Raw genomic sequence first — 21,339 nt, forward strand, 5'->3', positions numbered from 1 at the left:
AGCCTTCACACACAGGACCGTTGCCTTATGCGTGCCTTATCCACCCTTCTCCTGAGTGCTTTGCTCGCGACGACGGCGATCGCCCAGACGCCGCCTTCGGCCCCGCCCGAAGCGATTGATCGCGTCTGGTCGGGCCATAGCGCGCGCTTTGCCATGGCGGTGTCGAAGACGCATCTGTACGTCGCCTATTACGACGCCAACCGGCAACTGACCGTGGCGCAGCGCCCGCTGAACAACCCGGCGCACTGGGTCTATCATAAGGTGGATACCTGGCTCGGCTGGGACAGCCATAACTATATCGCCATGGCGCTCGACCCCGCAGGGGCGCTGCACGTGGCGGGCAATATGCACGTCGATCCCCTGACCTATTTTCGCAGCGACCCCTCTGGCGATGTGCGCACCCTGAAACGCGTGCCGGTCATGGTAGAGGCGACGCGCGAAGCTCACATGACCTATCCCATCTTCCTGCACGATGGCGACGGGCGGCTGGTCTATAAATACCGCGATGGCTCCAGCGGCCGCGGCAACGAAGTCTATAATGTCTATGATGCCGCCGCCGGGCGCTGGTCGGCCCTGACCTCGGCCCCGCTGGTCGATGGTGAAGGGCAGCGCAACGCCTATTTCGTTGGCCCGGTGTCAGGGCCCGACGGCTGGTTTCACATCACCTGGGTGTGGCGCGACTCGCCGATGGCCGAGACCAATCACGACCTGTCCTATGCGTGTAGCCGCGACCTGATCCACTGGGAAAAGGCCGATGGGTCGCCGCTGCCGCTGCCGATCCGGCTGAAGGACGCGGAAATCGTCGATCCGGTGCCGGTCAAAGGCGGCATGATCAACAACAACACCGTGATCGGCTTCGATGCCGACAAGCGCGTGACCATCACCTACCATAAATACGACGCCGCCGGGAACACGCAGATCTGGCTGGCGCGCCGCGAAGGCAAGACGTGGAACCGCCAACAGATCAGCGCCTGGACCAACTACCGCTGGGACTTCAAAGGCGGGGGCTCGCTGAACAGCGAACTGTTTGTCGAAGGCGCGCGCCCCGGCCCCAAGGGTCAACTGATCGTGCCGGTGACGCGGTTGGGGCAGGCGCTGGCGTTTGTGGTCGATGCGGCGACCCTGAAGCTGATCGAGGAGCGCAAGGTCGAAAGCCTCAATGCCCGCGCGGCGGCGCGGATCGGGGTCACGGATGTCACCCGCGTGCAGACGGCCCATACGACCGGCCCGGACGGGCGCGTCTATACGCTGGTCTGGCAGGCTTTGCCGCCCAATCGCGACCTGCCGCAAGCGCGTATTCCGGAGCCGTCCGACCTGATCCTGCTGACCGACACGCAGCCTTAGATTCATAAGGGGGTTGAGGATGTATGCGATTGACCGGCGGCGCGCTATTGCCGCCCTGCTGCGGCCCAGTCGTATCACGACCATAGAGGAACTGGCGAGCCATCTGGCCGTGTCCCGGACGACGATCCACCGCGACCTGATGGAGCTGCACAATGCGGGTCATCTGATGCGCGTGAAGGGAGGGGCCGTGCCCCGCCGCCTGGCTCAGGCCGCCCCGGACCCTGAGCGCCATCCGCCGATAAACCTCGCCGCGCGCCGCGCCATCGCTCAGGTGGCTCTGGCATTCATTGAACCGCATGACCGTATTATCCTCGCCGGCGGGGCGACCGTCGCGCTTATGGCCGAACAGATGGGGGACAGGCCGTGTCAGGTGCTGACCGCTTCGATCCCGGTCCTGCTGAGCCTGTTTGACAAGTCGCAGGTCCGGGTGCGGCTGGCGGGCGGCGAGGTTTTCCGCGAACAACAGGTCATGCTGACACCTTATGAGACCGATGGCCGCACAGGCCTGCCGCCTCCCGCTGAGGATGCGCCCCCTTTCTCAACGCGGTTTGGTGCCAGCACGCTGTTTCTGGGGTGTCAGGCCCTGTCGCGTAAGGGCGTGATGCAGACCGATCCCTTGCGGGTGCAATCCGACCGCCGGCTTGTGGCGCAGGCTGAAACCGTCATTCTTCTGGCGGAGTCTGCCAAAATTGACCGCAGCGGCGTACTGGCGGTGTGTCCTCTTTGCGATATCGACGTCGTTATCACCGATGATCAGGTCTCTGATCAGGCCGTGGCCTGGCTCAATGCAGAGGCTATCCGTGTGATCAGGGCCCCGCTGGCGTCGGGTCCGGAACCGATCGGTCCCAGACCCTGACGCTTTCTCATCAAACGCTTTCCTCAGAACACAGCGCGCAGTTTCAGTGTTACCGGCACCACAAGACGATTGCCTTCCTCATTAATCGAAGCGAGACCCAGACCGCCTATGGCGCTGTCGTTACCGTCCAGCTTGCCGTAATAGCGCAGGCCCGTTTCCGCGATCAGGGAGACGTTTTCTGACATCTTGTAGCTAATGCCCGCCTCAACGCCGGCGGTCAGGATCGTCGTGTCGTCATAAAAGGGGACATTGCGCAGAGACTGATTGATGGTCAGGTCCGGGATGGTGAAGGTGGCGCGGATTTCGTCGATCTTGCTGACGCCAATGCGTCCGGCAATAAAGGGTTCAAATGTGCCGCCTTCATTGAACCACTGGCGCGCGCCGACCGAGACGCCCATGCCCTTGTATTCGCCAAAGCGGCCATAGACCGGTACTTCGGCCACGGTGTTTGAGCCATTGACCACGGCGGCGGTGCCGACCTGGGTCGAGCCTTCATCGGCCTTTACATAGTCGAAGCTGCCGAACAACTCGCGGCCATCACCTATACCATAGGTGGCTTCGAAACTCAGCGCAGTGGCGTTGTCATAGATATCATCGAAACCGCGCGACTGAATGCGCAGTTGACCGGCATTGCCGGTGGCGGTCAGGGCGGCAGGCAGGGCCGGGGCACCGGGATCGCGCAGTGAGGCAATGGTGGCCAGCGGGATCTGACCCGTGGTCGTGCCGCCGTGGACATCGCCGGAAACCGGAACTTCGGTCCCGATGCTGCCGTTAACGGCCCAGCGGCCGGACTCTACGGGCCCGGCATGGGCCACAGATGCCAGAGACAAGGACGCAAGTGCGGGCGCGCAAAGCAGGGTGAGTGCAAGCGTTTTCATAAGAATTCCATAAGGTTAGAGGTCTATCCAAAACGCACGTTCAATCATCGCGATGTGCCCTTGGTACGTCGCGACTTAAGTTTCGGATTTTAGGAAGCGCGGCTTGAGGCGGCGGCCAAGGTGGCGGAGCCCGTACCCGGCGGGGGGCAAAACAAAAGCTGGATCATTATGTTTCTACCAGAAATCATAATGATCCAGGCGGGCAAACCTATAGCAGGGCGGCCAGCAACGGGTTGGGGAAACGGCGTTCAATGGTTACCGCATAAAAGGTTTCGCGCAGGTCGGGCAGGGCGGCAAATTCGGCCAGAAGACCGCTCTGTAATTCATCGCGCACGACGATGGGCGGAACGATGGCCAGCCCGAACCCTTCGCGGGCCAGAAGGCGCATCATGGCCATGTCGTCGATTTCGGCGGCAATCACCGGACGCAGACTCAGCCGGTTGATCATGGCGTCGAAACCGGCGCGGATGCTGCTCGAATGGCCGGGCAGGATCAGCGGGGCTTCGCTTAGGTACGCGCGCAGGTCCGCCCCGTCGCGCATCCGTTGCGGCGCGCCTATCAGGCTCACCGTCTGGTCAGCGATACGGTGCGATATCAACGGGTTAAGATGATCGCGTGCGGGGGCCATATTGGCCAGAACCACGTCGAGTTCCAGCGCCTGAAGCCCCTCCAGAAGCTCGCTCAGAGCCCCTGACCGCAGCACGATATCGACATCGGTGCGCGCCATCAGGGGTTTCAGAAACTGCATCTGAAAATTGCGTGACAGCGTGGCCAGCGCGCCGATGCGTAGCACTTGCCGCGCCCGCCCACGGTTTTCCAGTGTGCCGATCAGTTCATCACCGGCCGCGAAAATCGTGTCGGCATAGTCGAGCGCCACGCGCCCGGCCTCGGTCAGGATCATCTGCCGCCCGCGCCGTTCAAACAGGGCGTGCCCCAGTTGCGCCTCCAGTGCCTGAATCTGAACCGACAGGGCCGATTGCGACACATTGCAGGCCTCGGCGGCGCGCGTCAGATGCCCTTCGTGAGCCACGGCCCAGAAATAGCGCAGATGTTTGAAATTCAGGCTGGCCATGGGTTCGTTCTAATTAATCGAACAAAATAATTCAATCTTTGAATTTTTTATATTGATTTTGAACCCGTATCAGCAAGCGAACGGGAGTTTTCACCATGTCGGTTGCGCTACTTGCCGGGCTCTGTCTCGGTCTTTGTGTTGGTCTTGCTCTGTTCCATGTGGCCATAGGGGCTGTGGGCGTGCGGGTTGTTGGCCTGCGAAACCTGCGCCGTCTGTCCACCGGCCTGTCTCTGGCCGGGTTCGCGGTCGGTCTGATCGCCCTTGTTTATCTGGTTATCGTGTGGATCAGCGGTGCTGCTCCTCCGGAGACCCAGTGGCTCGGCCTGCGGTTCGACGCCACGGGCGCGGCACTGGTGGCCATGGTGACGCTGGTCGGCGGGGCGGTGCTGCGCTTTTCGCAGAACTATCTCGATGGCGATGCGCGGCAGGGCGCCTTTCTTGGCGGGCTGCACCTGACGCTCGCTACCGTGATCCTCTTTGTGCTGTCGGCGAACCTCCTGACCTTCGCGCTCGGCTGGGTGGCGATGTCGCTCACCCTGCATAAGCTGCTGGTCTTCTATCCCGATCGCCCGGCGGCCAGGCTGGCGGCCCACAAGAAGTTCCTTCTGGCCCGTCTCAGCGACGCGGCTCTGTTGCTCGCCTTCCTCTGCCTCTACCGCATAACGGGCAGCCTCGACATGGCCGACATCGCCGCGCGTCTGCCCGCTGCGGCCCCCTTTGATGTCACGTTGGTTGCGCTGCTGCTGGTCGTCGCGGCCGTTCTAAAATCGGCGCAGTTCCCGGTGCACGGCTGGCTGATCGAGGTGATGGAAACGCCGACGCCGGTCTCGGCCCTTCTGCACGCCGGTGTGGTCAATGCCGGCGGCGTCCTCCTCCTGCGCTTTTCGGACGTGCTGATGCAGAGCCCCCTCGCGCAAGGGCTTCTGGTCCTTCTGGCTCTGGGCTCGATCATCGTGGGTTCGCTGGCCATGATGGCGCAAAACAGCGTCAAGGCCGCACTGGCCTGGTCCACCGTAGCGCAGATGGGCTTTATGCTGCTGCAATGCGCGCTGGGGGCCTTCGGAGCGGCCCTGTTCCACATCCTTGCCCATGCCGCCTACAAGGCCAATGCCTTCCTCAGCGCCGGCACGCTCAGTGACAAAAAGCCGGTTCAGGAGCGTTCGGTCGCCGCCCTTTTCCCGTTGGCCGCCCTTGCGGGCCTTAGCCTGACGCTTCTGGCCACTGGCACCCTGTCGGCCAGCCTGCTGGTTACGCTTCTGGCTGCCATGGGGGTGGTCACCGTGCTTGAAGTGCGCCGCCCGCTGATCCTGACCGTCGTCACGGCGGGCATGGTGGCGCTGGCCCTCTTGGGTCACGGCGTGATCGAGCGGCTGCTGGGTGAGACATCCCTCAGTGTTTCGCCGCTGCTGGCCACGGTGACCGTCGCGGGCATGGTGATCCTGTGCATCGGGCAGTGGCTGGCCTTGAGCGCGCCGCGCTGGCCGCCGGTGATGGCCCTCTATGTCCATCTGAAAAACGGCTTCTACATCAATACCTGGCTTAACCGGAGTGCTCAGCCATGAACGCTTTTACGTCGCTCTTTCCTACGACAGAACAGGCACTGGACACGCGGTTAAAGGCGATTGTGCGCCGCGTGTCACCGCAATGGCCGCTGAGAAGCTTTGTCGCGGTCAACCCCTTCATGGCCCGCAGCGGCGTCGATTTTGCGCAGGCCGCGCTTGACGTCGCCCGCAGCCACGGCGCGCACCTGCTGCCCGATGCCGCCCTGCCGTCGCCGGTCGAGACGCTCAGCGATGCCTTCGGCAAGGCGCTGCAGAAACCGCTGAGCGACTTCGTGACGGGGCGGATTTCGCAGTGGACGGCGGGCTTCTACGATCAGGGGCAGGCCGTCTGGGGCAATCCGTGGCAGGGTGAAACGCCCTTTGCCGCCTGGCGGGCCGAAGCCCTGCACGACCGCGCCCCTGAAATCTTTGGCCTCAAAGGGTTCCGCGCGCAGGTCGCGGCCCTGCCGACGGACGCCGTGGTGGCGGCCGAAGTCCTGCTGAGCGCCCTGAATTTGCCCGCTGAGGCCGAGACCACATATCTGGAACGGCTGATCTGCACGGTCGGCGGCTGGGCCGCGTGGGTGCGACACCGTGACTGGGAGGCCCAGCTTGACGGGCACATGGATGAGGGCCTGCGCGATCTGCTGGTTATCCGGCTGGCGTGGGATGTGCTGGCGGCAAGGTCGTTCAAGGATGAGACGACGCTCATGAACTGGCGGCGCGCGTTGTGCGCTCCACGTGCGGACGTTTTGCCCGACGTGTCGCCGCTGGAGGCGCGGGAAACCCGCTGGCGGGAGGGTCTGTTCGACAGCCTGCGCCGCGCCGCTGCGCCTGCCCCGGCGCCACTGGCGCAGGCCGTCTTCTGCATCGACGTGCGTTCGGAACTGTACCGCCATGCGTTGGAACAGGCCGGGCCGCGCATTGAGACCCTGGGCTTTGCCGGTTTTTTCGGTCTGCCCATCGCCGTTGAAATGACCGATGGCCGCCGCCAGCCCGCCTGCCCGCCGCTCCTGCGGCCCGGTGCGCTGGTCTGCGAAGCCGTGCCCTCTGAGACGGTTAGAGAGTCCGCGCTCAAAACGGCCGTCGAGGGTCTGAAACGCACCGGCGCGTCGGCCTTTGGCTATGTCGAAAGTTTCGGACTGGCCTCAACGCAGTCTCTGGCCGCGACCCTGTTTGCCAAAGAACCGCAAGCCCGGCGGGCGGCCACCGAGATCACCCTGTCTATGCCCCTCGCTCAGCAGGCGGACATGGCGGCGGGTCTGCTGAAAGGGGCAGGGTTGACCCAACCGAACGCCAATCTGGTCGTGCTGGTCGGGCACGAAGGCGAGTCGCTGAACAATCCGCACGCGGCGGGCCTGCACTGTGGGGCCTGTGGCGGCCGCAGCGGCGCGGTCAATGCGCGCGCCGCCGCCCTGATGCTCAATCACCCGGAGGTGCGGCGTCTGTTGAAAACCGAAAAAGCTATCGAGCTTAGCCCCGATGTCTGGTTTGCCGGGGCGGTCCACAACACCACGACCGATGAGCTGTGCCTGCTTGATGAGGGCCTGATCCCGGCGCACCTCAGCGCGGAAGTCGAGGCGTTCAAGGCCGCCACGCTGCGGGCGGGCGAGAGGATGCGGCAGGTGCGCGCGCCGACCCTGAACGAGGCCCCGACCCTGAAGGCTTTTCGCCGCCGGGCCGCTGATCCGTCTCAGGTGCGGCCGGAATGGGCCCTGGCCGGTTGTGCCGGTTTCATCGCCGCGCCGCGTCAGCTAACGCGCGGCAAGGATCTCGGTGGACGGGTGTTTCTGCATTCCTACGATTGGCGAAACGACGAAGGGTTTGCCGTATTAGAGCAGATACTGACCGCGCCGGTGATTGTCGCAAGCTGGATCAACCTGCAATATTTTGCCTCGACCGTGGCGCCGGAGGTGTTCGGGGCAGGCAATAAGGTGCTGCACAATGTGGTAGGCGGCAATCTGGGCGTGCTGGAAGGCAATGGCGGTGATCTGAGACTGGGTCTGCCGCTGCAATCCGTCTTCGATGGTCAGACCTTCCGCCACGAGGCGTTGCGTTTGTCGGTCGTCATCGCCGCCCCGACCGAGGCGATTGATGGCGTCCTGAGCCGCCACGCCGCCCTGCGCGATCTGGTCGAAAACGGCTGGATTCACCTGTTCGCCACGGACGACGAAGCTCAGACGGTGCAACATCGTACCGCGGCAGGATGGGAGTGATTTCAGGCGGCAGCCAGTGCGCGCACAAAAGACTGGAATTCTGAATCGAGGGTTTCGGCTTGCTGAGTGAGGTGCTGAGCGAGGCCCAGGAGTTGTACAGACGCGGCGCCGGTAGATTCTGCGGCGCGTTCAACGCCAAATATGTTCTCGGTTACTGACAGGGTGCGCGTGGCGGCCTCATGCGTGTTGGAAGCGATTTCCTGTGTGGCCATGCCCTGCTGCTCGACCGCAGCCGCAACCGCACCTGTGCGGTCGGCCACGTCGTCAATGCGCGCCGCGATTTCAGTAATGGCGTTCAGGCAGGCGTTGGTCGCCGCCTGTATCCCTTCTATGCGTCGTGAAATGTCATCCGTGGCCATTGCCGTCTGATTGGCGAGCGCCTTTACCTCGGTCGCCACCACGGCAAAGCCTTTGCCGGCGTCTCCGGCGCGCGCCGATTCTATGGTGGCATTGAGCGCCAGAAGATTGGTTTGACTGGCGATGTTGCTGATCAGGCTGACGACCTCACCAATGCCCGCCGCGGCGGTAGCCAGTGCGCGTATCTCTGCCTGACTGTTCTGCGCGATCGTGGCAGCGTCTTTCGAGGCGGAGGTGGTCTGACGGACCTGACCCGAAATTTCCATAACGGCGGCGCTCATCTCTTCGGTTGCCGCCGCCACGGTCTGCACATTGCCGGAGGCGCTGCAGGCCGCTTCATTGACGGCTGAGGCCTGACGGGTGGTCTCTTCGGCTGAGGCTGAAAGCGTCTGGGCCGCCGCTGACATTTCTTCGGAAGAACGCACCAGATCGCTGGCCATTACTGCCATCTTGGTGCGGAACCCGTCGATCAGTTCGCGTTCAAAGTCGAGGCGCGCCTGACGCGCCGCGCGTGCGGCCTCCTGCTCGCTCTGCAAGGCTCTGCGCTCGATCATCACCTGCTTGAAAGCGAGGATCGCGCGGGCCATGGTGCCGACTTCGTCTTTCTGTGCGGTGGCAGTGACGTCAGAGGTAAGGTTATCCTCCGCCAGCTGGCCCATGACCCGTGACAGCGCCACCAGTTGCGAAGACATCAGCCGGGCAACATAGATGGCCAGACCTACGGAGAGCAGGACCACCACGCCTGCAAGGCTCAGCATGGCAATGAGCTCATTCATCAACGATTGTATGCGTGCCAGCAGAAGGCGCTCAAGCTCACTGGCCGTGACCTGCCAAAGCTGCGTAACCGCCTCACGAAACCGGGCCTGAGCTTCGCTGAACTGCGCCATTTGTGACGGCTCAACGGGCAGGCCCAGACGCAGGCGCCCGGATATGGCCTGACGGGCAGAGGACAGGGTGCGGGTTGCGTCTTCAAGACGCTGACGCGGAGCCATCAGGGCGGGCGCCAGTTGATCGCTTTTGGTTCCGGACACTGCCGATGACAGGTTAAAGACTGCCGCCTCATTCGCGGCATCCAGCTTTGCGCCAGCGATTTCAAAAGCAATCAGGTCTGAGGTATTCGGAGGCGTGGTGAGGCGGTTTACCGCCTGCGAGAGATCGTCACTTAGGGCTATCATCTCCGGCAGGACAAAGGTGGCATTCGACTGGAGATAGTAGGTGTCAACTTCGGGATCGAGGGTCAGATTGCTCGCATCGGCTGCACGCGTAATGAGGGTGGAAACCAGGTGCGGATCGGGCTGTGTGGCTGATTTCAGTTTTGTGCGTGCGGCTTCAAAATCAGCCGTCAGTGTGAAGGCTGGCGCCTCCTCCAGGCTCAGGCCCTTGCCCTCTGTATGGGCTGCCCAGAGGGGGCGGATATAGCTCAGGCCTTTAATTTCTGATTTTGTGAATTCAATCATAGACTTTTCGCTCATCACGAAAAGACCTGTCATAAGTGATAGCGGTATCGCCATAGCAATCACAATAAGCGAAAACTTCCCTGCCAGAGGCAGGTTGGCAAGACGCTGGCGCATGTTCACCCCGGTTACTCATTAGGTGCAATAATTGAATAACAAGATTCGCAAAACGTTGTTAACAAACTTATAAATTGTATAGGTTGTAGGGGTAAATTTGTGACCGGTATCAAAAATTCGCTTTTGGCGTGCTCTGTGGCTCAGCGTTTGCGCAAGGCCTGTCGCTGCGCCAGTTGATGATCGTATAGGGAGGGGGCAGAGTCGATGCAGACATTGACGCCCTCAATCCGCGCGGCGTCGGGATAGATCACGCTCAGGCGGCGGTTGCCATAGACGCCGATGACGTTTTCGCCGATTCCCTGTTTGAGGCCGCGTAAGGTGACTTCGGCGTCCCAGGGTGCGCCGCCTTCGATCACCACTTCGAGGTTCCACGTCGTGTTGTGCAGGCCGTGATTGGGCTGCCAGTAGGGGGCACCGCCGCCGGCCCAGGTGTCATGCACCCACATCCCGCTCCCTTGGCCGCCCTCCTTTTTAGGGCGGATGTGCAGACGCACGGCGTCAAACAGGTTCTCATGGTTGGCGCCGGCGTGCTGATCGATCAGGCCGCGCGTCAGGACGACGGCGCGCGAATAGACGGCGCGCGTCGCCTGTGTATTGACGCTCAAGGGGTGGACGACCGGATTGGCGACCAGAACGTCCTTCACCAGCACATTGTGGGCATTGCCGACGTGCACCGAATAGTGGGCTTCGCGCGCCCCGGTCGTCGCTATGCCGCTGAGGGTCAGGCTGGCGCTGTCATAGGTCAGGATGCCGGAATCGGCATTATGGATGGTGACGTCGCGCACCCAGCCGTCAAACATCTCATTGAGCGCGATGGCATTATAGCCTTCTTCCAGATGGTGGCCGAAGGCGGGCGCGTCGGGAAATTCGATGCGCAGGCCCTGAATGCCGACATCGGTCAGAAAGGCCTTGCGCACAAGGCGCGCCGGTTGCGCCGCCGAGACGGCGTGCAATAGCGGATCGCCCAGCTCCAGCCGCGTGCCCTTGACCGAGACGACGCGGGTGGTCTGGCTGATCAGGGCGCGCGCCGGATTGTCGTAGTGGCGCTGCCCCAGGGTGCGCGTGGTGTTGCCATAGAGCGAGCGCAGGATGGCGCTGTCGCGGCCCTTGTCGGCATACCACTGGATTTGAATAATCTGACCGGGGGTGATGCCCGAAGCGTCGGCCACCTCCAGGTGTCGCGTCCATTTGCTGCCCGAAACCCCGGCCGTCACGATGTCCGGCGGCGTGTCGTATTCGGGCAGGTACTCGGCGTAGCGCACGCCGGGAATGCCCACCCGGATAAAGCCTTCGCTCCAGCTATATTCGCTGAACCAGTAGTCGATATTGCGGTCCTTTTCGACCTGCCGCTTGTTTTCCTTGCGGATATATTCGCGCAGTTCTTTCAGGGTCTGGGTTTCGTCCACGAGACGCAGCGGGCGCGGAAAGTAGAGGGTGGTGCCTTGATCGTCGTGCCCGGCGCCTTCAAAGACAAAATCGCTGCGTTCGATGCGCAGCACCTCGGTCAGGACGAAGCGTCCGGCCGGAAAGCGCAGCGTCACCTTGCCTTCGACCTTGTGTGCGGCTGCCAGCGCCTCACGCACGGCGCGCGAATCGTCGGTCTCACCGTCGCCCTTCGCGCCGAAGCTTTTGACGTCGATGACCGTGCCCGGCTCAGATGGGATCGCCGCCACGCCGAAGCCGTAACCCGCGTAGGAATAGTCGGGCAGCCCCTTCAGAGAGGGCAGGGTGTGGGTACGCGTAAATGGCGTCCGTGACAGGGCCTCACCCGACAGCCCCATGCCCGTCAGGCCCGCCACCGCAAGGACAGACAGATGGCGCAGCGTGTCGCGGCGGGAGGGCGTGTCAGGCATGGCGGTATTCCTTTCATCGGACGGGTGCGTCCAGAGATTCTCGCCGGATCAGTGACGAGGCGACCATGGAGGGCAGGGCCGCGGGGTCTTCGCCCGCCGGCAGGGTTTCGGGGACCAGCTTGTGCACGGCCAGCACACCCATCTCGATCACGGGCCAGTGGACCGTGGTCAGGGAGGGCCAGAGCTGCACAGCGACCGGTCCATCGTCAAAGCCGACAATCGACAGGTCGTGCGGCAACCTCAGCCCTTTTTCATGCGCCGCCCGCACCACGCCGGCGGCCATGGAATCATTGCTGGCGAAAATCACGCTGGGCGGTTGTGGCAGGCTGAGCAGGGCCTGACCGGCGGCAAGGCCAGAGTCGAACGTGTAGCGTCCGTCGGCAAACAGCGTCTCATCCGGCGTGAGCCCGGCGGAGACGAGTGCCTGACGAAAGCCCGCTTCGCGCTCCCGCGCCGACAAAAAGCCTTTGGGGCCGCGCACAAAGCCGATGCGCGTGTGACCGAGGGCCACGATATCGCGCACCGCGCCCATCACCGCCTCGCGGTCGTTCGACCAGACGCTGCGCGACATCATATCGAGCTGAGCCGAGCCGACGCGCACATATTTGACGTTCAGCCTCTGGCACATCTCACCGATATCGTCGCGCTCGGACAGGGGCGGCAGGAAGATGGCCCCCATTGGCTTCTGACGCGCCAGAAAGGTCTCGATCTCGCTCAGAAGCTCCGGCGACTCGCGGTTGACCGGCCGCACCGCCAGAGCCAGCTCGCTGTCGCCAATGGCCGACAGGACGCCGCGCTGAAACGTCATGGCCATGGGCGAGGTCGAGTCGTGGATGAACAATACGATCACAAAATTCTTGCGAAAGGCCAGCGCGCGGGCCTGCGCATTGGGCACAAAGCCCAGGGTCTCGATCGCGGCCTCGACCTTCGCCCGCGTGGTGGCCTTCATCGGTTCGCGATTGAGCACGCGGCTGACCGTCTTTTTCGAGACTCCGGCAAATTCGGCGACATCGGTAATGGTCAGGGCTGACCCCGGCTTGCGCACAGAGGGGCCAAGGGGGGCCGCGTTGCGGTCCTTGGGGGCCGGGGTCCGTTTGGTGTCGTCCACGCTGGTTACGCCTGTTTAGAATTTCTTTGTTACGCTGAGGGAATAGGTGATGCCGTCGTAATCTGCAACGCGGTTAAAGGCCTCCACCCCTTCGTACTCCTCGCGCCGCGAATTGGTGATGTTATAGACCTCAAGGCGCACCTCGGTCGTGCCGTTGGGCGTATAGGCACCGGAGAAGTCGAGCTGACCACGCGGGCGCACGCGGCTGGAGGAGCCGGTAAAGGTCGAGCCGCCTTCGAGCAGGATATCAGAGGCGTAGTTATAGGCCAGACGCGCCTGCCACTTGTCGTCTTCGTAATAGCCGATCAGGTTATAGGTGCTGTCGGCCACACCGTAGAGTTTGGAGCCATTGGCTCCGCTGGAGGTGACCTTGGTGGCGTTGAACACCATGCCGAAATTCTTCCAGAGACCGGGCAGGAACGAGAAGTCCTGCTGAACCTGGAACTCAAAGCCTTCGACCGTGATGGCGTTGGGGTCATTGATGGTGCGGTTAATGGTGATGCGCTGATTGCCGAGGTCGGTTGTGGCCCCCTGCTGAATGCGGCAGAAGCCCGTGCCATCGACATAGAGCGGCCCGAAGGTCTGACCCTCCGCGCTGAAGCTCTGCCCCACCGGGCAATAGTTGTTCTGCAGGACGATGTTGTTTTCAATCTTTTTGTGGAAGTAGCCGAGCGCCACCACATTGCCACGGCGATTATACCACGACAGGCCCAGATCAAACGCCTTGGAGCTGCGCGGTTTCAGGTCAAAGCGGTTCATATCGATGCGGATGGAGCTGAGCGACTCGCCCGTATCCGGATCGACATTTTCCAGCACGCGGGTGGGGGCGGGCGAAAACTCCACCATATCAAAGGCTTCAAACGTCTCGTAATAGGCGGCGCGCGCCACCAGCTTGGGCGTCAGATCGACGATCAGGTTCATCGACGGCAAAAGCGCATCATAGCTGCCGCCCGCCGGTTCCGGCGGCAGGAAGTAGCCGGGGCGGAAGTCGGCGCTGGTAAAGCCCAGAGCCTGATAGAAGTTCAGCGCCTGATCCTCGATCAGCCCCGACAGATCGGCCTTGACGTAGCGCAGGCCCAGATTACCACGCACCTTCAGGTCCATCACTTCGGAGAAATCAAAGCGCGTCAGGGCGAAGGCTTCGAGGTTTTCGCGCGAGGCGCGGAAGTTCTGACCGGCCACGCGGTTGAGCGGGAAGCGCTGGATCATGCCCGACAGTTCATTGCGCGGGGCCAGCTCAAGGATTTTCGCATAGGTGATGCGGTTGCGCGCCGCCGGGGTGAGCTCCGGGAAGAAGGTGGCCAGTTGCGCCGCCGTCATGGTGAAACCGACATTGGTCGGCACGGTGTTGAGCACCGGGAAGATCTGCTGCTGGATCAGGCGGTAATCGACCGACCAGAAGTTATTGATCTCGGCATGGGGCGCGCCTGAGCCAAAGAAGTTGCCACCCTTGGTCACCGCATCGTTCAGCTTGAAGATGTCGTTGGTCAGATTATTGAGCTGAAGACCCAGATTGGCGTTTTCCTGATAGATTTGCCGGGCCTTTTCTTTCGAATAATAGACGCCGAATTCGACACTGGTGATGGGGCCGAAATCGAGTTCGCGCGCCGCCTTCAGGTCCAGCGCATAGAGGTTGCGGCGCACGCGGTGATTGGCCCCGCTGGCAGTAAAGACGACGTTTTCCGGGCGCAGGCCATTGCGCGCCTGAATGGCGTTGCCGGCACTGACCGTATAGGGGCCCACGACGTTCAGCAGGCGCGAGGGCAGGTTGAGATCAAGGCGGTAGTTTTTGTAATCGCCAAGTCCGGTATCAAGCACGGCAGTGATGCCATTGGTCGTATCGTCGATGCCGTCGCCATTGGTATCGGTGCGGCCCGTCGTCGGCTGAACGCGCTGTTCATAGAGGTATTCATCGCGCGTGCCCAGGGCTTCGGAAAGCGTGCCGATGGCGTCAATGCGCCAGGCCCCGGTGCGGAAATTGATCTGCGGATAGAGGGCAAAGCTTTCGTCAACCGACGGCATCCCGCGGTTGCCGATGGGCAGTTGCACGTCGCTGGCCTGAACCTTATTGACGACATAGACGTTTTCGATGGTGCCGTCGGAACCGCGGTCGAATTGCCCGACCTTCACCGGATTGCTGAGCGGCGTGACAATGCCGGTCGTGTCCGAAGCAAAGGCCGTCAGGATGTCGAGATTGGCCTCATCCAGATCGCGGCGCGTGGCAATGGCATCGAGGCGCACGTTCAGGGCGTCATTGACGCGCCATTCAAAGCCTGCGGCCCCCGACAGGCGATAACCGTCGGAGGTGCGCGAATACTGACGCACTTCGGAGGGATAGACGACCTGATTGGCGACGCCGTCCGTGGTGGCCGGGATGGCAAAGGCGGGGTTACCCGCCGCCAACTGCGTCAGGCGCGCCTGCGTATAGGCCGTGTAGGCATTGATGCGGATGGTGTCGCGGCGGAACAGTTGCCGCGAATAGGACAGGGTGCCGTAGATGCCAAGGTCCGGAGACAGCTTCTTGGAGCCGGTGACGAAGAAGGCCGGGTTGAGCTTGGCCGTCGTCTCTTCCCACTGGGCCTCGGCGCGGAAGACGCCGCCTTCTTTACGCGACAGGGCCGGGCGGATGCGCAAATTGACGACCGAGCCCAGCCCCCCCGCCGGCATGTCGGCCGAGAAGGATTTGACCACATCGGCCCCGCCGAAGATCGACGCATCATAGATGCCGAACGGATTGCCCGACCCGCGCGTCCCCAGAGTTGGCGCAGCGATGCTTTGCCCCATCACGGTCGTCTTGGTGTATTCGCTGGGCAGGCCGCGCACGCTGATCGTCGCGTCACGCCGGTCGTCGGAGCGGTTGATCTGCACGCCGGGGATGCGTTGCAGCGCCTCCCCCAGATTGAGGTCGGGCGTCGAACCGATGTCATCGGCGGAGATGCCATCGAGGATGACATCCGATTTGCGGCGGATTTCCATCGCGTCATTGAGAGAGCCGCGAATGCCGCGCACCACGACGACTTCGACGCCGTCGTTAGCGGCGACGGGCTCTGCGGCCGGGGTGGTCTGGGCCATGGCGGGGCTCAGTCCGGTCAGAAGGGTGAGGGCGGAAGCGGCGACGGTTGACAGGCAGGCCGCCTTGAAGGGCCGGTGGCCCGTCAGGAAAGATGGCATCATGGGTGTTCCTCCGCGGGCGTTATTTTATCTTCGCCCGGCTATGGGTATGGCGTAAATCAAATTCGATACCGGTGTCAAGTTTGAATCTGACGCTCAATCCTTTGTCTTTAAACATAGCCATTCGACTTAGGTCGTAGATGCGGGATTAAAATAGACACCGGTATCTTTTTTTGATTACCTCGCGGCATAACTCTGGGCAAACCTCCGCGCCTGTGCGCAGATGGGCAAAACAAGAGTGAACACAGGAAGACACGCATGATCAGGAAGACCGCCCGACGGGCTGCGGTCATCGGGGCGGGCCTTATGGCGCTGACCTCCGCCGCCAGCGCCCAAACCCCCCAAGCCTCACAGACCCCGCAAACCGCGCTCAGAATCGACCCTTTGTTCGGCGATCATATGGTGCTTCAGCGCGGTAAGCCGGTCAGCCTGCGCGGCGATGCGCCTGCCGGGGCGACCATCACGGTGCGCTTTGGGGCCGCCTCGGCCACAGCGAAAGCGGGCGGCGACGGCCAATGGCGCGTCACCCTGCCGCCGGTTGCTGACGGGACCAGCGGCACTCTGGAGATCAGTGCATCGGATGGCAGCCGCCTCGCGCTTAAAGACGTGGTGGCGGGGGATGTCTTCCTCTGTTCGGGTCAGTCGAATATGGACCTGTCGGTTGGTGATACCTCCTACCCCAAACGCACGGCTGAAGAGGGTCAGGGCAAGCCCATTCGCCTGTTCAAGGTCAAGCGTACAGCCAGCCCGCGCGCCGAGCGCTTTGTGACGCCGGAACAGGCATGGGCGCTGGCCGGGCCGGAGGCCTTGCCGGGCTTTTCCGCCGCCTGCTGGCATATGGCGCGCACCATGGCCGCCGCCAATACCGGCGCTCCCATTGGTCTGGTGCAGGCCTCGTGGGGCGGCACCTCGATCGAAGACTGGATGGCCCCGGCGGTTCTGGGCCAACGCCCCGACTATGCCGCCGATATCAAGCGCCTTAATGCCTTCGCGGCTGATCCGAAGGCCGCAACGGCGGACCTGATAGCGGCGACGGACGCCTGGGCCAAAAGCGCCGATGCGACGGCCGCTAACTGGCACACCCCGGCTTTTGATGACCGTCAGTGGCCGCAGATGCCGCTGCCCGGCACATGGGAGCGCTCCGGCATCGCCGCCTTGCGCGCCTTTGATGGCCTGATGTGGTATCGCCATAGTGTCGAACTGACGGCGGAACAGGCGGGCAAACCCGCCATCCTGCGGCTGGGGCGCATTGATGAGCGCGATCAGGTGTGGGTCAATGGTCAGGTGGTCGGCGCAACGCTGCTGGGCAGCGAATCGCGCGCCTACACCCTGCCGGCTGGTCTTCTCAAGGCCGGGCGTAATCTTATCGCCATCCGCGTGGTGGATGAGCGGGGGGCCGGGGGCCTGATGGGCAAGGCGGGGGAGTTGCGCCTTGAGCTGAGCGGGGCCCCGACGCTCGATCTGTCCGGCCCGTGGCGCTATCAGACCGGGGCGGAGCGTCGCAACTGGAAGACGCCGCCGCCCTTCGTGCCGTGGGCCGCACCGCGCGGCGTGAGCATGTTGTGGAACGGCATGATCGCCCCGCTCGACGGTTTGGCGCTAAAAGGCATCGCCTGGTATCAGGGTGAAACTAATACAGCCGCGGCGGCGACCTATGCCGGGCTGCTGGACGGCTGGGCGGCCTCGTGGCGGTCGTTTTTCCACGATCCGGCCCTGCCGGTGATCATCGCGCAACTGCCGGGCTATGGGCCGCGTAGCGCTGTGCCGAGCGATAATGACTGGGCAAAACTGCGGGAAGCGCAGCGCCTGACCGTGGCGAAGGACCCGCATATGGGCCTTGCTGTACTGATCGACCTCGGCGTCTCCTATGACATCCACCCGGCGCATAAGGACGAAGTCGGGGCGCGTCTGGGTACTGAGATGCTGCGCGTGGCCTATGGCCGTCCGCTGTTGCGCGCGCCGTCGCCGGTTAAGGCTGAAGCCACCGCCGATGGTATCCGTGTGCGCTTTACCGATACGGGTGGCAGCCTGATCGCCTACGGCTCGCACGAGGCGGCGACCTTTGAGCTGTGTGACGCCGCGGGTAAGTGCCGCTTCGTTCCGGCGCAGGTCGAGGGCGACACCGTGCGCCTGCCCGCTGATGCGTCCGCGCGTCAGGTGCGCTACGCCTGGCAGGGCTCACCGCCGGTCAATCTCTATGGCAAGAGCGGCCTGCCGGTCGTGCCTTTCACCCTGTCTTTGTCGCCCGGCTCATAAGCGGTGGCGTGCCCGTGCGTGACAAGGCCCCGTCTTTGGCCCATGATCAGGCAAACAAAAGACGGGACAGTGAAACGATGGAAACGGGCGCGCGGCGCGGACTCTGGCGGGTCGTGGGCCTTATCTTTGTGGCCTCCTGCCTGACCTATATGGACCGTCAGATGTTTGGCCTGCTCAAGCCGATGATGCAGGCCGAACTGGGCTGGTCGGAAATCGACTATTCCGGCGTGGTGATTGCTTTTCACGCGGCCTTTGTGGTGGGGTTTCTGACCTTCGGGCCACTGATGGACCGCGTCGGCGCGCGGCTGGGCTATGCCGGGGCCTTTACCCTGTGGGCAGCGGCGCACACATTGCTGGGGCTCGCCACCACAACCGCGCAGTTTGGCCTGATCCGCTTTCTGCTGGGGGTGGGTGAATCCGGCACCTTTCCGGCGCGTCTGAAGGCGATTTCCGAAGGGTTCCGCCCGCAGGAGCGTGCGCTGGCCATCGGTCTGTTCAACGCCGGCTCGGCCTCCGGGGCCCTGCTCACTCTGGCGCTCGTACCGTGGCTCACAGAAAGCTATGGCTGGCGCGGGGCGTTTCTGATTACGGGCCTCGTCAGCTTCCTATGGCTGATCCTGTGGTTCAGAATTTACAAGCGACCACAGGCGGCGGAGGCCCCTCGACCCTTAGCGCCGCCCAGTTGGTCCACCCTTGCGCAGGTGCTGCGGACGCGGCGCGCCTGGGTCTATATTGTGGTGAAGTTTCTCACCGTGCCCGTGTGGTGGCTCTATCTGTTCTGGCTGCCGGACTTTCTTTATCGCTCCCACAGTCTGGATCTGCGGCAGTTTGGCGTGCCGTTATTGCTGATCTTTCTGCTGGCCGATTTGGGCAGCATCATCGGCGGCTGGGCCTCGGCGCGGCTGATGGCGCGAGGCCTCAGCGTCGGATCGGCGCGCAGCCGCGTAATGCTCGCCTGCGCGCTGGTTATCCTGCCTCTGGTCGCTGTGCCGCTCAGTCCGTGGCTGTGGCTGTCCGTCATGATCGTAGCCGTAGCGGCAGCCGCGCATCAGGCCTTTTCGGCCAATCTGCTGGCCGTGCCGTCGGACCTCTTCCCGCCGGAGGTGGTCGGCAGCGTCGTCGGCCTTGGCGGGGCGGCGGGGGCCGTGGGGGCTATGCTGATGGCGCTGTTTTCAGGCGTGGTGCTGGAATATACCGGCTCCTACAGCCTGATATTCTTTGTCGCCGGTACGGTCTATCTGGCGGCGGTCGGTGTTTTGCATCTGTCGCGGGTCTATGCTCAACCCCAAGCGTAAATCGTCTCAGCCCTTGGCGGCCGCCTTGGCCTGCGCTCTGGCCAGATCAATGTGACGACCCATGGCCTTGATGAAGGGGTGACGCGCCAGTAGGCGGCGGCCCACAATGGCCACGATAACGAATCCGGCCCATACCTCCGGGCGGTTCCATTCCGGATGCAGGTCATAGATGAAGAATTTGAAGCCAATCGACAGCACCAGATAGGGCAGCAGGATCGCCCCCCAGCGCACGCATTCGTCCTTCAGGAAACCGCGCGGCCCCTCCGGATGATAGCGCCACGCCTTATAGCTGACGCCCCAGCGGATCAGCACGATCAGACTAACCACGATCAGCGAGATCACGCTTGAGATCATCGCCATGGTCAGCGGGTGGGCGTGCTGCCAGGCAGCGGCGGCGGTGTGCGGATCGGGCCCCATTTTGATCCCCTCGATCGTGCAATCGTTCGCAGGATTAGGCCTCAAGCGTATCCGTCTGTCCACTGAAACTTGCGGGCAGGAAGCGGCTCACACGGATCTCAGTGCCCCCAGCAACCGCGCCATATCGGCTGGGGTCGAGCTATAGCCCGGCGTGACGCGCAGGCAGGCCCCGCCGTCAAGTCCTGTCCGCGTCACGGTGAACAGGACGTGCGCGTCCAGAAGGCGTTTGGCCAGTGCCGCGTGTGCTTCGGGCGACGGATCGGCCTTAAGGCGCAGGGAGGTGATGCCGATATGCAGGCGCGGATCGACAGGCGTCAGAATGTCGATCGTCTTCAGATCGCGCGCCGGTTCAGCCCACAGGTCGCGCAGATAACGCAGACGGGCTTCAACCGCCGCGGAGCCCAGTTTTGTGTGCAGTTCCAGTGCGTCTATGGCCGCCATTTGCGCGGCGAAATTGGCCGTGCCCGTATGAACACGGGCGGAAACCGGATCGCGCGGATTGACGCTTTCGCCCATATAGGGGTCGATGGCCTCCACCCGGTCCTTGCGGATAAAGAGGGCACCGACGCCGACGGGTGCACCGATCCATTTGTGCAGGTTGAAGCCTGCAAATTCAAAGCCTTCGGCGCGCACATCGACCGGGCTTTGCCCCCAGGCATGGGCGCTATCGACGATCGCATCGACACCGCGCGCTTTCGCCATGGCGATGATCTCGCGCACGGGCAGGCGCAGACCGCTGCGGTGACCGACAGGGGTGAGCAGCATCATTCGGATCGCGGGGTTGGCCTTCAAAGCCTGTTCGTAAGCGTCGATCAGGTTTTGATACGTGGCCGGATGCGGAAGGGCCAAGCGCACCACCTCGACCCCGCGCCGCGTTTTCAGCCACTGCATGGCCGTCTGCATGCTGTCGTAATCGTGGTCGGCCATCAAAACCGCATCACCGGGCTTCAGGCGGTTGTAACCGCTGATCAGGGCCTGAAGCGCCTCGGTGGCGTTGCGCGTCAGAGCGATTTCGGACGCATCGGCGTTCAGGGCTGTGGCTATCGTCTGACGCAGTTTCAGATAGTAGGGGACAAAGCCCCGCCGCGTGAAGGCCGCCCCCTCCTGATTAACCTGCGCCGTATAACGCGCAAAGGCCGCCTCGACAGCGCGTGGCATCTGACCAAAGGCCCCGTATTCCAGATTGATCAACCCCTGCGGTCGTGCCGGAAAGGCCTCAGCCACGCGCGCCCAGCCCGCCTCGTCCTGCGGCCCCAAGGGTGGTGTCAGCGCAGGGGGTGCTGATTGCGCGGCAGCGACGGCGGGCAGCAGCGCTCCGACGGCGCTCAGAAGGTGGCGGCGATGCATGGCGGGTTCCCGAAAAACAGAAAAGGGGGCAGGCTTTCACACCTGCCCCCAAAGGGT

At 63.0% G+C, this 21,339-nt stretch carries 14 protein-coding genes; 6 read left to right on the plus strand and 8 right to left on the minus strand.

The window, feature by feature from the left end; genetic code table 11:
- Positions 1 to 27 precede the first annotated feature (27 nt).
- The gene (locus ACK8OE_RS14745; RefSeq protein WP_410273146.1) at positions 28 to 1,344 is read left to right on the plus strand and encodes a BNR repeat-containing protein; all 1,317 of its coding nucleotides are present in this window, start codon (positions 28 to 30) and stop codon (positions 1,342 to 1,344) included.
- Between the two features lie 19 nt (positions 1,345 to 1,363).
- On the plus strand, positions 1,364 to 2,200 hold the full coding sequence (locus ACK8OE_RS14750; protein ID WP_410273147.1) for a DeoR/GlpR family DNA-binding transcription regulator: 837 nt from the start codon (positions 1,364 to 1,366) through the stop codon (positions 2,198 to 2,200).
- Between the two features lie 23 nt (positions 2,201 to 2,223).
- Here ACK8OE_RS14750 and ACK8OE_RS14755 read toward each other — a convergent pair whose 3' ends face one another.
- Together ACK8OE_RS14755 and ACK8OE_RS14760 are read right to left on the minus strand one after the other, a co-directional pair.
- The gene (locus ACK8OE_RS14755; protein WP_410273148.1) at positions 2,224 to 3,078 is read right to left on the minus strand and encodes a hypothetical protein; all 855 of its coding nucleotides are present in this window, start codon (positions 3,076 to 3,078) and stop codon (positions 2,224 to 2,226) included.
- Between the two features lie 208 nt (positions 3,079 to 3,286).
- A complete protein-coding gene (locus ACK8OE_RS14760) occupies positions 3,287 to 4,150 on the minus strand; it encodes a LysR family transcriptional regulator (protein ID WP_410273149.1) in 864 nt (287 codons plus the stop codon).
- Between the two features lie 95 nt (positions 4,151 to 4,245).
- Between ACK8OE_RS14760 and ACK8OE_RS14765 the strand changes: the two genes are divergently transcribed.
- Entirely contained in the window at positions 4,246 to 5,712 is a 1,467-nt protein-coding gene (locus tag ACK8OE_RS14765) for a proton-conducting transporter membrane subunit (protein WP_410273150.1), read from the plus strand.
- Positions 5,709 to 7,907 (plus strand): putative inorganic carbon transporter subunit DabA, encoded by a 2,199-nt coding sequence (locus tag ACK8OE_RS14770; RefSeq protein ID WP_410273151.1) that lies wholly within the window; start codon positions 5,709 to 5,711, stop codon positions 7,905 to 7,907. Before ACK8OE_RS14765 ends, ACK8OE_RS14770 begins: the two co-directional genes overlap by 4 nt.
- A 2-nt stretch (positions 7,908 to 7,909) precedes the next feature.
- Here the strand turns inward: ACK8OE_RS14770 and ACK8OE_RS14775 are convergent, their stop codons facing one another.
- From ACK8OE_RS14775 to ACK8OE_RS14790, 4 genes are all read right to left on the minus strand, one after another.
- The gene (locus ACK8OE_RS14775; RefSeq protein ID WP_410273152.1) at positions 7,910 to 9,736 is read right to left on the minus strand and encodes a methyl-accepting chemotaxis protein; all 1,827 of its coding nucleotides are present in this window, start codon (positions 9,734 to 9,736) and stop codon (positions 7,910 to 7,912) included.
- 239 nt (positions 9,737 to 9,975) lie between these two features.
- Positions 9,976 to 11,688 carry a glycosyl hydrolase family 28-related protein gene (locus tag ACK8OE_RS14780; RefSeq protein ID WP_410273153.1) on the minus strand — a complete coding sequence of 571 codons (1,713 nt, stop codon included), beginning with the start codon at positions 11,686 to 11,688 and terminating at the stop codon, positions 9,976 to 9,978.
- Between the two features lie 13 nt (positions 11,689 to 11,701).
- On the minus strand, positions 11,702 to 12,796 hold the full coding sequence (locus tag ACK8OE_RS14785) for a LacI family DNA-binding transcriptional regulator (protein WP_410273154.1): 1,095 nt from the start codon (positions 12,794 to 12,796) through the stop codon (positions 11,702 to 11,704).
- Positions 12,797 to 12,811: 15 nt separating this feature from the next.
- Positions 12,812 to 15,970: a TonB-dependent receptor gene (locus ACK8OE_RS14790; RefSeq protein ID WP_410273155.1), complete on the minus strand. Its 3,159-nt coding sequence runs from the start codon at positions 15,968 to 15,970 to the stop codon at positions 12,812 to 12,814.
- 255 nt (positions 15,971 to 16,225) lie between these two features.
- On the opposite strand from ACK8OE_RS14790, the gene ACK8OE_RS14795 reads away from it, so the two are divergent.
- Positions 16,226 to 18,223, plus strand: a complete 1,998-nt coding sequence (locus ACK8OE_RS14795) for a sialate O-acetylesterase (protein ID WP_410273156.1) — start codon at positions 16,226 to 16,228, stop codon at positions 18,221 to 18,223.
- Positions 18,224 to 18,336: 113 nt separating this feature from the next.
- A complete protein-coding gene (locus ACK8OE_RS14800; protein WP_410273157.1) occupies positions 18,337 to 19,518 on the plus strand; it encodes an MFS transporter in 1,182 nt (393 codons plus the stop codon).
- A 6-nt stretch (positions 19,519 to 19,524) separates the two neighbouring features.
- On the opposite strand, the gene ACK8OE_RS14805 is transcribed toward ACK8OE_RS14800, so the two are convergent.
- Complete coding sequence (locus tag ACK8OE_RS14805; RefSeq protein WP_410273158.1) at positions 19,525 to 19,935, minus strand: hypothetical protein; 411 nt, start codon at positions 19,933 to 19,935, stop codon at positions 19,525 to 19,527.
- Positions 19,936 to 20,022: 87 nt separating this feature from the next.
- The gene (locus tag ACK8OE_RS14810) at positions 20,023 to 21,282 is read right to left on the minus strand and encodes an aminotransferase class V-fold PLP-dependent enzyme (RefSeq protein ID WP_410273159.1); all 1,260 of its coding nucleotides are present in this window, start codon (positions 21,280 to 21,282) and stop codon (positions 20,023 to 20,025) included.
- Positions 21,283 to 21,339: the final 57 nt, after the last annotated feature.

This window comes from Asticcacaulis sp. W401b, assembly GCF_046503825.1.
Taxonomy (GTDB): domain Bacteria; phylum Pseudomonadota; class Alphaproteobacteria; order Caulobacterales; family Caulobacteraceae; genus Asticcacaulis.

Excerpts from the sequence above, each read along its gene's own strand:
- ACK8OE_RS14760 (WP_410273149.1), bottom strand. The coding sequence starts at position 4,150 with ATGGCCAGCCTGAATTTCAAACATCTGCGCTATTTCTGGGCCGTGGCT.
- ACK8OE_RS14775 (WP_410273152.1), bottom strand. The coding sequence starts at position 9,736 with ATGAGCGAAAAGTCTATGATTGAATTCACAAAATCAGAAATTAAAGGC.
- ACK8OE_RS14805 (WP_410273158.1), bottom strand. The coding sequence starts at position 19,935 with ATGGGGCCCGATCCGCACACCGCCGCCGCTGCCTGGCAGCACGCCCAC.
- ACK8OE_RS14790 (WP_410273155.1), bottom strand. The coding sequence starts at position 15,970 with ATGATGCCATCTTTCCTGACGGGCCACCGGCCCTTCAAGGCGGCCTGC.
- ACK8OE_RS14750 (WP_410273147.1), top strand. The coding sequence starts at position 1,364 with ATGTATGCGATTGACCGGCGGCGCGCTATTGCCGCCCTGCTGCGGCCC.
- ACK8OE_RS14780 (WP_410273153.1), bottom strand. The coding sequence starts at position 11,688 with ATGCCTGACACGCCCTCCCGCCGCGACACGCTGCGCCATCTGTCTGTC.
- ACK8OE_RS14810 (WP_410273159.1), bottom strand. The coding sequence starts at position 21,282 with ATGCATCGCCGCCACCTTCTGAGCGCCGTCGGAGCGCTGCTGCCCGCC.
- ACK8OE_RS14745 (WP_410273146.1), top strand. The coding sequence starts at position 28 with ATGCGTGCCTTATCCACCCTTCTCCTGAGTGCTTTGCTCGCGACGACG.
- ACK8OE_RS14755 (WP_410273148.1), bottom strand. The coding sequence starts at position 3,078 with ATGAAAACGCTTGCACTCACCCTGCTTTGCGCGCCCGCACTTGCGTCC.
- ACK8OE_RS14795 (WP_410273156.1), top strand. The coding sequence starts at position 16,226 with ATGATCAGGAAGACCGCCCGACGGGCTGCGGTCATCGGGGCGGGCCTT.
- ACK8OE_RS14765 (WP_410273150.1), top strand. The coding sequence starts at position 4,246 with ATGTCGGTTGCGCTACTTGCCGGGCTCTGTCTCGGTCTTTGTGTTGGT.
- ACK8OE_RS14770 (WP_410273151.1), top strand. The coding sequence starts at position 5,709 with ATGAACGCTTTTACGTCGCTCTTTCCTACGACAGAACAGGCACTGGAC.